This window comes from Marinithermofilum abyssi, assembly GCF_014641195.1.
Classification (GTDB): domain Bacteria; phylum Bacillota; class Bacilli; order Thermoactinomycetales; family DSM-45169; genus Marinithermofilum; species Marinithermofilum abyssi.
Window position 1 is genome coordinate 95,020 of the sequence record NZ_BMHQ01000001.1, and the last position, 14,633, is coordinate 109,652.

At 54.2% G+C, this 14,633-nt stretch carries 12 protein-coding genes; 1 reads left to right on the forward strand and 11 read right to left on the reverse strand.

Annotated features, from left to right (window positions below):
• Nucleotides 1-31 precede the first annotated feature (31 nt).
• From IEW70_RS00470 to IEW70_RS00515, 10 genes are all read right to left on the reverse strand, one after another.
• Entirely contained in the window at nucleotides 32-922 is an 891-nt protein-coding gene (locus tag IEW70_RS00470) for a carbohydrate ABC transporter permease (protein ID WP_188645975.1), read from the reverse strand.
• Between the two features lie 2 nt (nucleotides 923-924).
• Nucleotides 925-1,833, reverse strand: coding sequence for a carbohydrate ABC transporter permease (locus IEW70_RS00475; RefSeq protein WP_229751700.1), 909 nt, complete (start codon nucleotides 1,831-1,833; stop codon nucleotides 925-927).
• Between the two features lie 64 nt (nucleotides 1,834-1,897).
• Nucleotides 1,898-3,181 (reverse strand): ABC transporter substrate-binding protein, encoded by a 1,284-nt coding sequence (locus tag IEW70_RS00480; protein WP_188645977.1) that lies wholly within the window; start codon nucleotides 3,179-3,181, stop codon nucleotides 1,898-1,900.
• 733 nt (nucleotides 3,182-3,914) lie between these two features.
• Nucleotides 3,915-5,267, reverse strand: a complete 1,353-nt coding sequence (locus tag IEW70_RS00485; RefSeq protein ID WP_229751702.1) for a glucoamylase family protein — start codon at nucleotides 5,265-5,267, stop codon at nucleotides 3,915-3,917.
• A gap of 211 nt (nucleotides 5,268-5,478) precedes the next feature.
• Nucleotides 5,479-7,878: a beta-galactosidase gene (locus IEW70_RS00490; protein WP_188645978.1), complete on the reverse strand. Its 2,400-nt coding sequence runs from the start codon at nucleotides 7,876-7,878 to the stop codon at nucleotides 5,479-5,481.
• A 39-nt stretch (nucleotides 7,879-7,917) separates the two neighbouring features.
• Nucleotides 7,918-8,433: a hypothetical protein gene (locus IEW70_RS00495; RefSeq protein ID WP_188645979.1), complete on the reverse strand. Its 516-nt coding sequence runs from the start codon at nucleotides 8,431-8,433 to the stop codon at nucleotides 7,918-7,920.
• 22 nt (nucleotides 8,434-8,455) lie between these two features.
• Nucleotides 8,456-9,298 (reverse strand): carbohydrate ABC transporter permease, encoded by an 843-nt coding sequence (locus IEW70_RS00500; RefSeq protein ID WP_229751704.1) that lies wholly within the window; start codon nucleotides 9,296-9,298, stop codon nucleotides 8,456-8,458.
• 12 nt (nucleotides 9,299-9,310) lie between these two features.
• The gene (locus tag IEW70_RS00505) at nucleotides 9,311-10,207 is read right to left on the reverse strand and encodes a carbohydrate ABC transporter permease (RefSeq protein ID WP_229751706.1); all 897 of its coding nucleotides are present in this window, start codon (nucleotides 10,205-10,207) and stop codon (nucleotides 9,311-9,313) included.
• A gap of 155 nt (nucleotides 10,208-10,362) precedes the next feature.
• A complete protein-coding gene (locus IEW70_RS00510) occupies nucleotides 10,363-11,715 on the reverse strand; it encodes an extracellular solute-binding protein (protein WP_188645980.1) in 1,353 nt (450 codons plus the stop codon).
• Nucleotides 11,716-11,828: 113 nt separating this feature from the next.
• Complete coding sequence (locus tag IEW70_RS00515) at nucleotides 11,829-12,839, reverse strand: LacI family DNA-binding transcriptional regulator (RefSeq protein ID WP_188645981.1); 1,011 nt, start codon at nucleotides 12,837-12,839, stop codon at nucleotides 11,829-11,831.
• A gap of 289 nt (nucleotides 12,840-13,128) precedes the next feature.
• Here IEW70_RS00515 and IEW70_RS00520 point away from each other — a divergent pair, with 289 nt between their 5' ends.
• Nucleotides 13,129-13,560 carry an SMI1/KNR4 family protein gene (locus IEW70_RS00520; RefSeq protein WP_188645982.1) on the forward strand — a complete coding sequence of 144 codons (432 nt, stop codon included), beginning with the start codon at nucleotides 13,129-13,131 and terminating at the stop codon, nucleotides 13,558-13,560.
• 129 nt (nucleotides 13,561-13,689) lie between these two features.
• On the opposite strand, the gene IEW70_RS00525 is transcribed toward IEW70_RS00520, so the two are convergent.
• Entirely contained in the window at nucleotides 13,690-14,574 is an 885-nt protein-coding gene (locus IEW70_RS00525) for an oxidoreductase (protein ID WP_229751708.1), read from the reverse strand.
• Nucleotides 14,575-14,633 lie beyond the last annotated feature (59 nt).

The window sequence follows — 14,633 nt, forward strand, 5'->3', positions numbered from 1 at the left end:
ATCCATCCACCCCTTCCTTTTCAATCTGGCATTACTTGAAGGACGTCATGGCAGCCCCGGCTTCCATGAATTTTTTCTGGCCGATGAAATAGATGAGCACCGTAGGAAGGGTGAACACGGCCGCAGCCGCCATCAAGAGTTCCCACTGGGCACCGTGCTCAGACTGGAACCCTTGCAGGCCCAGGCTAATCGTCCACAGGCTGTCGTCGTTGAGGTAGATGAGTGGGCCCATGAAGTCGTTCCATACCCCGACGAAGGTGAAAATGGCAATCGCTGTCAGGGGAGCCTTCAGCAGTGGGTAAATGATCTGGAAGAAAATCCTGAGCTCCGAAGCCCCGTCGATGCGCGCGGCTTCGGACAATTCCCTCGGGATCCCCATCATAAACTGGCGCAACAGGAAGATGTTGAAGGACGAACCGAAAAAGGCGCCAATGGTCAGCGGCAGGTACGTGTTCACCCATCCGAGCTGCGCATATATGATGTAGACGGGGATCATCGTCACCTGGGGCGGAAGGATCATGGTGGCGATGATGATGGCGAAGATGTACTTACGCCCTTTCCACTCAATCTTGGCCAGAGAATAAGCGACCAGGGGAGCGGAGATCAACTGGCCGATGATGTTGACGGCGCACAGGAACAACGTGTTCATCGTATACCGGGAAAACGGCATCGCTTCAAAGGCGCGGACGAAGTTGCCCCATTGGGGATCTTTCGGCCAGATGGTCGGCGGGAACTGGAAAATCTCCGCGGGTGTCTTCAGGGATGAAAGCAGCAACCAGATAAAGGGAAAGAGAAAGACCAGCCCCAGAGACGACAAGACAAGATGGGGCAGAAGCACTTTTTTCAGCCGGAACCATCGCCGGGACCGCTCTTTCCCAGCAGGCAAGGCGACGCTCTTCGCCGACGCGGTGGAAAAGCCCATCCTCATTCACCTCCGTAATAGACCCAGCGAAGGGACGATTTGAAAATGACCAGGGTGATCAGCATCACGATGACAAACAATACCCATGCCAGGGCGCTGGCGTATCCCATGTTGAGGTTGACGAAGGCCTCATTGTACAGATACACCGCGTAAAAGAGCATGCTCTGATCCGGCCCGCCCAGATTGTCCTGGGATAGGATGAACGCTTCGGTGAAGATCTGGAACGCCCCGATCAGCCCCATGATCAGCTGAAACAGGGTGACCGGAGACAGGGCGGGCAACACAATGCATTTAAACTTATGCCACGCGTTGGCCCCGTCGATGGAGGCGGCTTCGTAAAATTCCCGGGGGATCCCCTGCAGCGCCGCGAGATAGATCAGGGCCCCGCCTCCGGTCCCGAATAGTCCCATGATGATGAGGGAGGGCTTGGTGAAAGCCGGGTCCGACAGCCAGGCGGGATCCGGCAGGCCCACGGCCCGCAAAGCCGTGTTAAGGATCCCCATCTCGGGGTTGAGAATCCACAGCCACAACAGGGAGCTGGCAACGCCGGGAATCACCGTCGGCAGATAGTAGACCGTCCGGTAAAAGGCGATCCCCTTCACCTTCATGTTCAAGAGGAGGGCGATCAAGAGACTGACGGTGATGGAGACCGGGACGGCGATGAAAGCCATGAAAAAGGTGTTGCTCAGGGCCTTGTAAAAGTTTTCGTCCTGGAAGATTCGGGTGTAGTTGTCCAGACCCACCCACTTCGCTTCCGTGAAAATGTCGTATTCGGTAAAGCTGAAGTAAAGGGATTGAAAAAAGGGAATCACGGTCAGAAATAGGAAACCAGCGATGAACGGGAAGGCGAAGGCCAGTCCCATCCAGAAATCCCGCCGTTTTCTCCGCATCGCCAGACTTTTTTGCGCCATTGCACCATCCTCCATCCTTTCCCTGGTGAATGGGAAATCCCGTAGATATCTACGGGATTTTAAGTTATTTCATCGTCTTTTCCACCAGGGGTTGAATCTTTGTTTCCACGTCTTTCAGCCCTTTTTCAACGGGGACTTTGCCGCGGTTGATCTGGTCGTTCTGCTTGTGGATTTCCTGCATGTATTTCTCCATGAAGGGCAGGGACGGCAGGGGCTCCATCTTTTCGCTGTTGGCGTATTTGAGGAAACGATCGAACTTCGGAACATCCTTGAACGCCGGATCATCCATGGCGCTTTTCCGCGGCGGGAGGTTGCCGAGAGCCTTATCGAATTTAACCATTTGCTCTTTCTTGGCCAGCCAGCTCATGAACTTCCAGGCGGCTTCCGGCTCGTCCGCCTTTTTCGGGATGTACAACAGGTTGACGTTGATGTAGCCCGCGTTTTTGGCCTCCGGATGGTTCTCATCGTAGGGAAGCGGGGCCACATCGTAATTCAGCTTGGGTGCGTTCTTGCCCAGAATGGGAGCTAACCACTCCCCGTCCAGGGTCATCGCGTATTTGCCGGTGGCGAAAGGATTCTGGGGAGAACCGTAGTTCCCGTTCCCGGCAAGGAGGCGGTCTATCTTTTCCGGTCCGTGTTTTTGCCAGACGCTCGAGGTCAGCTCGACGGCGGACTTGAATCCGGGATCGAGGGGGGTCACTTTTTTCGCTTCGGGATCCCACAGGCGGCCCTCGAAGGATTGCATCCACACGTGGGGGATCTGTCCTGGCCACAGTCCAAGGCGGGTGATCCGTCCGTTTTTCTCCTCGCTCAGCTTGGCTTCGTATTTCTTCAGTTCCTGGATCGTTTCCGGCGGGCGGTCAAATCCAGCCTTTTTCAAAAGATCCTTATTGTAATAAAGCATCCACGTATTCATGCCGAGGGGAAGTCCGTAAGTCTTCCCTTCATAGGTGACGGCATCTCTCGCGGCGGGCAAATAGTCTTCCATGTCGTATCCGTCTTTTTTGATGTACGCATCCAGGGGCATCATGGCGCCTTTGTCGGCCCAGGACGCCAGGTTGATCTCATCGGGCAGCGAGGCGAGGTCCGGCGGGTTCCCCCCGACGATCGCCGTCATCTGCTTCCGGAGGTCCCCCTGGGCCAGTCCGTTGACGTAAACTTCATCCTGGCTCCGGTTGAATTCGTCGATCAGCTTCTTCATGGAAGTGGATCCGTCACCCATCCATGTGTACCAAAAGTCGATCTCCGTCCGTTTTCCCCCGCCCGTGCCTTCCGACGGACTGCAGCCCGAAAGGCCCGCGACGGCGACCAGGCAGACCGTCGTCATCAAAGCTAGCAAGCGTTTCATGTGGGCACCCCTTTTCGTTTGAGTGATGTGGATTGGAAGCGTTTCTGCCACCACTTCCGGATCTTCGGCTTATTCAACCGACAAAGAACAGGGAATCGATTGGATATCGCTTTCATTTTGCGAACCGCGGTTTTCATAACAACCGAAAAGTATCCATATGGAAAATTATAAACGTTTCGATTTTTCTCCTCGCTCAATGAATGAAAGACCGCTTCTGTCCAAAGTGGAGAATCGAGTTTTTCATCGCAACATCCGCAATAGGGTACCGGTGCTCCCTCCATTCCTCAAAACGTTTTTATTTCCATTATAGTACCAATATAAAAGTATTCTGATGTTTGTCAAATCGTTGTCTCCTATATCTTATATATACTGGCTGCGGCCGCCAAAGGGTCGTTGGAACGAGAAACGTTTCGATTATCGCCCCACAGTCACTTTGCCCTTATACAGCACATCTCCTAACGCCGTAACCGCTTTTTGTCCTGAGTGAGTGGCCAAAGGTCTGGCCGCCAGTTCATCCTTTGGTCAAGGTCGTTCTTTTTTGCTGAGAAAGCACCCCCCAAGAAGCAGTTTCATCCCCCAGATTTCCTGTTTCTGCTTTGAAGGGGTGCAGACCATTGATGCGTACACATTGTGGATTGCCTGTCTAGCTTGAATAGATCCCCTTACTGATGGATGCTGGGTGAATGCTCATGGAGATCTTGCAACCTCCCACTGTTTTCTGGAAGCATCCGCCTCAGTCGCTAATGGAAAATTCTTCTATCTCCAACAGCCGCTCCGGGGTACGGCCAACCGGGTCTTGATGGAAGTAATCCCGGATGACGCCTCCCTTCAGGTGGTTGGCGATGGAGACGAGGATCATCCCCTGGTCCAGCGCCAGATAAGCAGGAGTCACTTCTCCCGTCTTCACGTTGACGGAGTCATAGAAGCCGTACTTGCCGTAAGCCCCCAGCTCCTTCAGCACCTTCATGTTCTTGTACACTTCCTTCGGCAGGAAGTCCAGGGCGAGAAGGCTGGCGTGGGGAGTCACCGTGCCGTCGTCTTTGTACCCGTCAGCCCAGGTGCCGGCTTGATCCACGCCGAACTCCGAGTATCCGTTCGGGATGGCGCAGGGAGAAAAGCCCCAGGCCGGGTATCCTTTTTCCTTGGCGAAGGCGATCTGCACCTGTGCCTGCCGCTTGTCGTTCAAACCGAGGCCTTTGGTTGCCAACTCCTTCTCTTTCATGACGATGGTGGGCATCAGGGATTCAAACATGCTGCCGCCCCAGCTGGGGACGAACTTGATTCCTTGATATTCGTAATGCCCCTCGTACACGTCGATCCCGTCGTATGTTTTGGTGGTGCCGGTCGGGGTCTGCTCCTGTTCCCACTCCGGCGGGAACGTGCGGAACATCTTCCACCAGTGCTCCGAGGGCAGATCCCCTTTGCCGATGCCGATATAGCTGGCAGCGCGGGGTTCCGTGTTGAACATGCCGTACGTATGGCTGGTATATGCCCCCTTGGCTACATCATACCCCCCGTAAAGCTGCCCTGCGTCCTCGTTATACAGGTCGGCAAAGTTCATTCCGTCCAGCAAAGCAGTGGCGTCGTCGGAAACTTCCGGGTAGGCTTGCCGCACGACGACGAGACCGGCAGCCAGCCAGCCGTTGTCCACGGAGGAGATGAATTGGCCCCAATCCTTTTTCAATGTGGCGTCATCGGTATAGTACCAGTTATAGAAAAACCCGCGCCACTTTTCCATCTTTTTCAGAGTGTCAAGTGTCCCTTGCACCCGTTTTACCGCTTCCGCCCGCTCGATGAAACCCATCTCCTCGGCCGATACGGTGCTCATCATGTACATCCCGATATTGGTGGGAGAGGTGTGTTCCGCCTTTTTCACCCCGCTGTCCAGGATACGGACTTCGTCTAGGGGCAGTTGGGTGGTCGGGTCGGTATGGTCCTCGAAATATGTCCAGGTTTTCCGGGCGGTGTTTTTCAGTTCAGCATCGAAATCCGTTGCGGATTCCGCCCCGCCCAATGCTTGTGCCGACGCTTGGTTCATACTGAAGACCAGGAGCATCGCCAGCAGGGATAAGGCCCCTTTTCGCATCGGTTTCACCTCGTGTCGTATGGTTTGGTCAACCCATTGTGCAGCACTTGGAGTTTAGAACGAAGTGATCCTGCTTTCCCCATCACCCCCCCTTCCCCATTTTTATACAGATTCCGAATACGGTAAGGGAGAGCGTTCCATGCCCCGCGCCGAGCGTGTACGCCTCATCCAGTGAATACCGCCACGTCCCGTTCAACGATTCTCCCATCTGTTACACCTTCTCTTTCCCTGTTTCCAGGTACAGCTCCAGGGTGACGGAGCTGCCCGGTTCGCCGGTGAATCGGACGACTGTGCTCCCTTTCCCGTCACGGGATGTCACTTGGGAGCCGTTGTTCACCCTGACCCCCCGCTCGCCGGAAAAAGCGATCTCTCCCGTCTCCCCGGAGAAGGCGAGTTCCAACACCGCTTTCTCCTCTTCCCGCCGGAAAGAGAGGATCTCCATCGTGCTGTAGTCCACCGTGAGCCCCTCCCACAGCGGTAGACAGACGGGCAGCATCACACCGGAGCGGGGGGCGACGGTCAGGACTTTGCCTCCGAACAGCGGTTCACCCTCCCGGTAAATCACCCCTTGTTGTGTGATTTCGTCGTAGTTGTGGATGAAAAGGAAGGAAGTCTTACCGTCGGAGCGCTCGGTAAGGGAGAGGTCCGGGTTGGAGGACGTGAGGGACGGGCGGATGCCAAAGGACCCGGCAATGGCCCGGATCACGTCCAGCTGGTAGTTGTAGTCGTGAGCCAACCCCAATCCCAGCATCATGAAAGCCCCTTTCCCGTGCGCCCGGACAAAGCCCGCCGCTTTTTCCCCGAAACGATCCCAGGCAATGGGCGTACCGGGCACTTTACCAAACTCCAACCGTACATCCACCTTAACGGAGTCGATCTCCAGCACGCGGGCTGTCTCTATGCCATGGACCGCTTTCCACTGCGGGATGTCAAGGGAGTCAACAAGAATGGTACAAGGATTACCGTCCAGGTTTTTGACAGGGGGCCGGGGGTAGAGGATCAACTTCCCGCCTTCTTCCACATAGCGAACCAGCTTACGCTGCACCCCTTCGTCCATCCGTTCTCCGCTGAACATCCACAGGGTGTTTACGGCTTCGGGGTCAATCCGGTCCTCCGCCAGCACGTCGACGGCTTCGAAGTGAAGATTGGCTGCCGTCAAAAGGCGCCCGATCCCATCGAAGAAGAAACGTTCCCGCTCGCCGGCGAGCTCGCTGACCATTGATCCAGCGGTTGTCCCCCTTTCCACCGTTTCCGTCATATAGTAGTCGGGGTAAAATGCGAGGTGGGTGTCGATCCGCTTAGTACAGCAGAGCAGCTTGTCCCCGTTCGCCTGGAGTAGTCGGCCGATGTGGCGCGCCGCTGTAAAAGAACGGCGTGGATTGCCGTCGGAATCGACGGGAGCCTGCCATTCGTGGCGCCGTCCGAACAGTCCGATATCTTCAAAATTTTCCCCCGCAACGAACATGTACCAATTGATCGCGTTCATACCGTGGGCGATGCAGGTGCGGGCGTTCAGGTCGAGGTCCTGGGGATACACCCGCGGCCGATCCGCCAACCGGCCCGACTGGAACTCCGCGGAGAAAAGCGGCTGTCCCGGTTGGGAGACGGCTTTCGTCAACGCAGAAGCTAGCACGAGATCGTGGTAAGTGTCATACCCGATATGTCCGGGATAGAAATCACCGGCCAACACCGTGTTTTCAACTTCCGGTGTCCGATACAGCTGAGAAAGGCCGATCGGGTAGTCGACACCCCTGCTGTAGACGGAAAAGTCCTTGAACCCGTGGACGTTGATGAGATACGGGACATGAATCCCGTAGGCTTGGGCAATTCCCTTCAATTCATCGACATAATCCCGGATCTGCTGCCGCCAGAACCTGCCCCATTCCCAGTGCAGTTTTTCCGCCAAACTTTGTTGACCTTTCAGAACTGCAGACTGAACAAATGCCTCCATATCGGCAAAGGACGTACCATAGGCATTGTTGAGTCCTTCCATCGATCCGTACTTCTCCGCCAGGTACTCCTGAAAGCGCTTCAGCACCACGGGATTATAATCCGATGTGTTGCTGACCCAATGTAGCATCCCGATCTCGTTGCACAGCTGGAACAGGATCACCGGCCCGCCCCGGTCCTTCTGAAAAGGAACAATCACATCGCATACCCGTCCGTACCAGGCGGCCACTTTCTCCAAAAAGACGGGATGCAGGTAAGAAACGATCCGGTTGGGATGTTGCCGGCCATCTTTTTGCAGAGCGACCACTTCAGGATAGTCGTCGTGAATCCAAGGCGGAATCCCCTCCAATCGCACCTCTGCCATCACATAGGGACCCGGGCGCACAATGCAATACAGTTCTTTTTCAGCAATCAGCTCCAAGAAAGACTGCAGATCCTTTTCCGGTCGCGTTTCGCCGGTCAGATCCACTTCTCCTTCCGTGGGCTCATGCCACACCCAGGGAATGTAAGTGCTAACCAGGTTGCAGCCAGCCTCCTTCAACCTGTCCAGGCGATCCGCCCACTCCCCCTTAGGGCAACGGTAATAGTGAAACTCCCCCCCGTAGAGAAATCGAGGCTTGCCGTCAATGACGAATTGTCCGTTCTTCATCTGGATTCCCATTACCATCTCTCCATTTTTCAAAAATTCATGTCTCTTCGGTTACGGCAGCTTGCTCAGCCGCGCTTTGGCGGTTCCGGAGACATCTTTGTCCATGGCGAAGGCTTCCGTCACCAGTTTGTAGGTTTCTTTCGCTCCCCGGAAATCCCGCCTCTCCTCATACATCTCCCCGACGCGCAGCATAATGCGGCTGAGATAGGTGTTGTCCCGGTTGAAATAACTCTTAAATAAGGCCTCTCCTTCTTCGATGGTCAGCTTCTCTTCAATGATGGTGTCGGCTTTTTTCTGCGCCTCACTGTATATGGCAGGGCGGGGCCATGCATAGGGCTCCCTCCAGGCGTCCACCACCTGCTGGAAACCGCCGTTCAGTTCCGTCTGACCATCCTCCCCTACCATCTCCATCCCTTTCAGGGCCGAGCCGTATTCGCCTTTCTCATAGCTGGCCATTGCCATATCAAAATAGACCTGGGAAGTGCGGTACATCTCCAGCCATACCCATCCATAGATGAGAGCCACCGCCATCAGTCCGATCCCCAGGTTGCGCCACCATTTTTTCATGGACGATCCCCCTCTCAAGCCGTCACTTCAGCCCCACGCCGGAGAAGGCTTTGATAAAATGCCGCTGCAGCAGGAAATAGACCAGGACGACTGGCACCGTCACCAAGGTAGTCCCCGCCCACAATTGCTCTGCGTTTTTGCCGGGAATTTCCGATTGGAAACTTAACAGACCGAGCTGGACGGTATACATGGATTCGTCCCGCAGGTAGAGGAGCGCTTCCAATAGATCGTTCCAGGCACCCATGAAACTTAAGACGGCCACTGTAGCCAGCACCGGACTGGACATCGGCAGGATCACCCGCCAGAAGACCCCCCACAGGTTGCATCCGTCCACTTTGGCTGCGTCCAGAAAATCGTCGGGAATCCGCTGGTAAAACTGCCGGATTAAAAAGATGTTGTACGGCTGCACGGCAACCGGCAGGATTAGGGCCTTGTAGGTGTTGACCCAGCCCCAGTTGAACAACAGGGAGTATTTGGGGATTAACAACAGAATCGATGGTATCATCATGGTCCCCAGCACCATGCTGAACAAGAGATTCCGGCCCGGAAAACGGATCTTGGCCAGGGCAAAGGCGACCATGGCGCTGAAGAAGACGTTTAACACCGTGACGCTGCCGGAGATGATCAGCGAGTTTTTAAACAGGTTCGCGATGTTCAACGTATCGAACACCTTCACATACCCGTCCACCGTCCACCGCGACGGCAGGGACGTCGGGTTGTGCAGGATCTCCGGCCCCGGCTTGAAGGAGTTGATCACCATGAACAGAAAGGGATAGAGAACGATGGCCGCCCCGACAGTGAGTAATGCGTAGATCAGGACCAGCGCCATCCTCCGCTGATTCTTCATGCCCATGCTTGTCTTCATCCGCTTCACCCCCTAGGACTCCCCTTTTCGGTTCAACAGCTTCCACTGTACAAAGGTGAGAATGGAGATGACGACTGCCAACAGCAATCCGATGGTTGCCGCATAGCCCATCTCGTTCTTGTCGAAGCCCAGGGCGTACAAATACATCACCGGTGTCAGCGCCGCGTGGTATGGACCTCCGTACAGGTCGAAATTCATAAAGACCTCGGTAAACATCTGCATTCCGTTGATCAGGTTGACCGTCAGCACAAACAGAATTTGCGGCTTCAGCTGGGGAAGGGAAATGGAAAACAGCCGCCTCCACCAACCGGCCCCATCGATCGCGGCTGCTTCGTACAGCTCCGGGTTGATCGCGTACAACCCGCCGAGGAAAATGATCATCTGGATACCGAACCATTTCCAGGAGTTGAACACCGCCAACACCGGCATCGGCAGCCATTCGGAAAAGGTCCAGAAAACTCCCTCGCGGATCCACCCGAACTGTACCAACAGAGTCTGGATCGGTCCCGCAGGGTTGGCGAGATACTCCAGCATAATCATCGCCACCGTGATCGAAGTGATGACCGGCAGGAAATACACCGTCCGGAAAAATGAGCCGCCCCAGCGGATCTCCTTCAACAACACCGCTAGAAAGAGGGCAATAACGAAGGAGAGGGCGATAAAAATCGCCTGGTTGTAAAGGACATTGAAAATGGAGCGCCAGAACAAGGGATCCTTCAACGCCTCGACGTAGTTTCCGATTCCGACGAACCGCGCTTTTTCCGGTTGCAGGATATTGATGTCCAGGAAACTCAGTTTCACGGACAAAATCAATGGATAACTGATAAAGATGGCAAAGGTGAGGATAAAGGGCAATGAGAAGAAATACCCCCACCATGTGTCGGAGGAGATTTTCCGTCCGGATATCACGCGGGATCACTCCTTTTCTTTACAGAAAGTGCCGGCTGAAAGCCCACGGCGACCGAAGGAAGTGCCCGTGGTGCTTCAGCCGTGTGGAGTCTTAAAGAACAGCCTGTACAAAGCTTCCTTCATACAGGCTGTCTCTGACAAAAGAAATCCTCTTTCTACTTCTCCTTTCGCAGGATCTTCCTTGCTTTTTCGGCTGCCTGCTTGACCCCTTCTTCAGGAGTAAGGGAACGGTCCACGACCACTTGCTGGTAGGTTTGCAGCAATTCGTTGGAAACCGGGTCCAGCACCGCAAATGCTTCATTGGGCAGTGTATGTTCCAGTTGGTCCACAAAAGGTTTTGTCTCCGGCCGCTTGAAGTAGGGATCATCCTTGATCGACTTCAGGGTTGGTAGTTGACCCAGTTCCTTGCAGGCTTTTAAGTTGATGTCGTCTTTCATCAGAAATTTCGTGAATTCCCAGGAAGCCTGTTCTTCCGCTTTGTCTCCTTTGAAGATCATCAGGGCCCGGCCGTCCAAAGTAGACCAGGAGGTCTGCCCTTTTTTCATGGTGGGAAGCGGAGCGACGCCGACATCTTTTCCGATCTTCATCGGCTTGCCCTTGGCCTGTTCCAGGTTGGTTTTCCATCCGTATCCGTACTGGATCCACATCCCGGTGTTTCGGCTGAAAAAGTCCTGCTGTTTCTCGGGATCCATAGTCTTAGGAGCGTATTTTTGCGCTTCTCTGGCAAACCGGAAAAACTCGTCCATGTTGGCCTGTTCTTTGTCAAACACGATGTCGGTCCCGTATTTGTTAAACAGCTGATATTTGCCGTCGTTCATGTTGTAGTAAATCTGTGCCAGCATCGTCCAGTACCAGCCGCCGCTGGAAAGCTGGTTGTTCCAGAAAGTGTTGCCGTATACTTCCTTGCCGTCCTGGGCGGGAAGCGCATCGATCTTCTTGGCGTATTCCAGGTATTCGTCAAAGGTTTTCGGCGGCTTGTTGGGATCCAGCCCCGCTTTTTTGAAAAGATCCTTGTTGTAAATCAGCATCTGGGTGGTCGCGTTCCAGGGCACGTAATACAGGCCGCCGTAATCCCTGTGGATGAAGTTCTCATCGATACGGTTAAAGAGCTCCTTCGAACCCGGTAGGTCGTCCATGTCGACCAGCTTGCCCACTTTGGCATATTTGGCTGGAAGGTATCCGAAGACCCCTACCCAGAGATTGGGGGCGTCCCCCGCCGCGATCCGGGCATCCAGCTGGCCGCCGTCCGGCTCAGGCTCCACCTTGACCGTCACTTTGGGATACGCTTTCTCAAACTGGGGCACCACTTCTTTTTTCATGAAGTCCAGGTAATCCCCCCGAGGCACCACCACCGAAATATCTGCCTCCAGCTTTTTCGGATCGACTTCGGCCTCCTCCCGGTCCGCCTTGGACACCTGCCCGGGGGAAACGGTGCTGCATCCCGCCAAAACTCCCGCGGCCAACACCAGCGCCATTCCCAGTGCCGCAAGCGTTTTCATTTTTTTCATCTGCCCGACCTCCTCGAAAAAATGATGGTTTATCGAAACAAGGGATTATCGTATTAGTATCCGTCCGTCCCTTACACCATCAAAGGACCGTAGTAAAGGCATCGGTGCCCGGATCATGCAGAGCCGGTACCCGGACGACTTTTTGCCCCGCAGGATTCCCGAACAACCAGTTTCGTCTCCATCACCACGGACCGGACACTGTCGTCCCCCTGCAATCGCCTGAACAACAGATTGGCGGCAATGGTGCCCATGTCGTACATCGGCTGATGCACCGTGGTCAACCCCGGCCGCACATACCGGGCCAGCTGGATATCGTCAAAGCCGACGACAGCCACTTCCTCCGGAACTTTCACCCCAAGCTCCGCCAGTGCTTCCATCGCCCCGATCGCCATCTCATCGTTGGCGGAAAAGATGGCTTCCGGCAGGAGACCCTGAGCGGCGAGCAGCCGGACAGCCCGGTGCCCCCCCTCCTTGGTAAAGTTCCCTTGCAGGAGCCACTTGGGCTCGACGGTAAGTTGGCGGGACATGATCGCCTCCCGGAAGCCGTCGAACCGTTTGGCGTTGTCTGCCGAATCGGACGGACCACCAAGATAGGCCACTTGTCGATATCCCTTATCCAAGAGGTACATCGTCGCATCGAAGGCGGCTTTCCGGTTGTCCACCACGACGCTGTAGACATGGTCCGACTTCAGTTCTCGGTCCAAGACAACAATGGGAAATTCGGGACGGGCCGCCTCCAGAATCAGATCGGATGGGATGCTGTGCGCCAGAACCACCATCCCGTCGGTCCGCTTTTCCTGGATGTAGCGTGCGGACTTGGGACTGTCTCCGATGGCGCTCACGACCACCAGATCATAGCCATAGGCTGCCGTCACATCCTGAATCCCCCGGATCAACTCCGAATAAAAGGGACCCGCCAGATCGGACAAAATCAGTCCAATCGTTTCAGTCTTGCTCGACTTCAAGTCCCGGGCGATGCCGTTAGGCCGGTAATTGAGTTGTTTGGCCGCTTTCAACACCCTTCTTCTCGTCTCCGGCCGAACATGGGGCTGATTGTTCAGAGCCAGCGACACTGTGGAAATCGACACCCCAGCCCGCTCCGCCACATCTTTGATCGTCGCCATTTAGGCCACCCCCATACGGACTGCATATACAAACGTTTTTAATTACTAGAATAAGAGTTTTTGTAATTTATTTGATCGAATTTTAAAACGTTTCAAATCAAAACTACCAAACCCTCTTTCTTTTTTCAATTTTGAAAAATAGACAATAATCCGTTAATTTCTCGTATTATCGTTCTAATGCTTTTGTATGATCCGATTTGCATCTGAATCTGAATAAAGGGATTGAGCTGAAAAAATATCTATACCTGGTTTATACTGGGTGCAGATAGATCTTTAGGGGGATATAACCATGCAATCTCCTCTTTTCGAAAAAACCCTAACCGGACTTCAGAAACGTTTGGTTGACGGTAAATTAACGGTTCAGAATAATGAAGGGTTTGTGGAAGAGATGGAGTTTCAATTTCGGGAACCCGCAACGGATGAGGAGATCCAAGGATTTATTCACTCAACAGGAGTGCAATTGCCAGAAGATTACCAAACCTTCTTACGACTCCATAATGGGGTGATTCTCTTTCAGCCCTGGTTTGGGGGGCAGTTTGAACTGTATCGAGTATCAGAGATCATAAAGAATCAAGTTGCTGGTCTCCATCCATCCTCGTGGTATCCTATTGGGTATCAAGATGGTGGTTATTTGTTATTCGACCATTTTATCATCGCCCAAGGTACTAAGTTTTGGGATTGGCCACGATATAACGTTCATCGTTATTATCGCAACCGTTAAAATCCGGGGGGATCTTCTAGATTAGCAAAAGGATCATGTCCAAAGTGCCCGGAGTAGATAAAAGAAATTCGGCGTTCCTCTCCGCCGAATGATGACCACTTTATAAAAGCGAAACGTATCGGTGTTTTTTTACCAGGCCCGTTCGTACTGCGGGGGAACGGGCAAGGCATCTTTTTGATGCACCTCTTGCGCAGCACGTAATGGCCAATACGGGTCTCGCAACATTTCCCGGCCCAGTAATACCAGATCGGCCCTGCCATTTCTGATCAGCTCATCTGCCTGCATACCTTTGGTTATCATTCCGACGGCGGCCGTCAACATTTCCGCGGATTGGCGGATCGCCTCCGCAAAAGGGACTTGATAGCCTGCACCCACCGGGATCTTAGCATCAATGGCATTTCCTCCGAAACTGCAATCGATCAGGTCGACACCCTCCGTTTTCAACCGCTTAGAGAGCTCGATGGAATCTTCGATCGTCCATCCCCCTTCGACCCAATCCGAACAGGACAAATGCACCGAAAACGGCAGCTCTTCCGGCCATTCCCTGCGCATACTGCGGACGGTTTCCAGAGTGAACCGGATTCGGTTTTCAAAGCTTCCCCCGTATTTATCCCCGCGTTTGTTGGAAAGCGGTGAATAAAAGCTGTGGGCGAGATAACCATGAGCTGCATGAAATTCCACCCACTGAAAACCCGCTTCTCTCGCCCGGATGGTCGCTACACGGAAGGATTCCTGGATCTCTCGGATCTCGTCGATGGTAAGTTCGACAGGGGTCCGGCTTTGCTTTGAGAAGGGCAACGCGCTGGGGCCAACCACATCCCAACCCCCTGCTTCGTCGGACACCGAAAGCCCGAACTCCTTCTGTTTCCAGGGCCTGTACGTGGACGCCTTCCGTCCGGCATGGGCTAGCTGAATGCCGGGTGACCGACTTCTTCCACGATTCCATCGGTTCGTACCCAATGGTATAATCTTCGGGCGTGTTGGGGCTCCACCGTTTACTGCAATATTGTCCACAGCATGCTCGGGAATTATTCCACGCTCCGCTTGCCACGATTGCCCCTACAAAGACATAC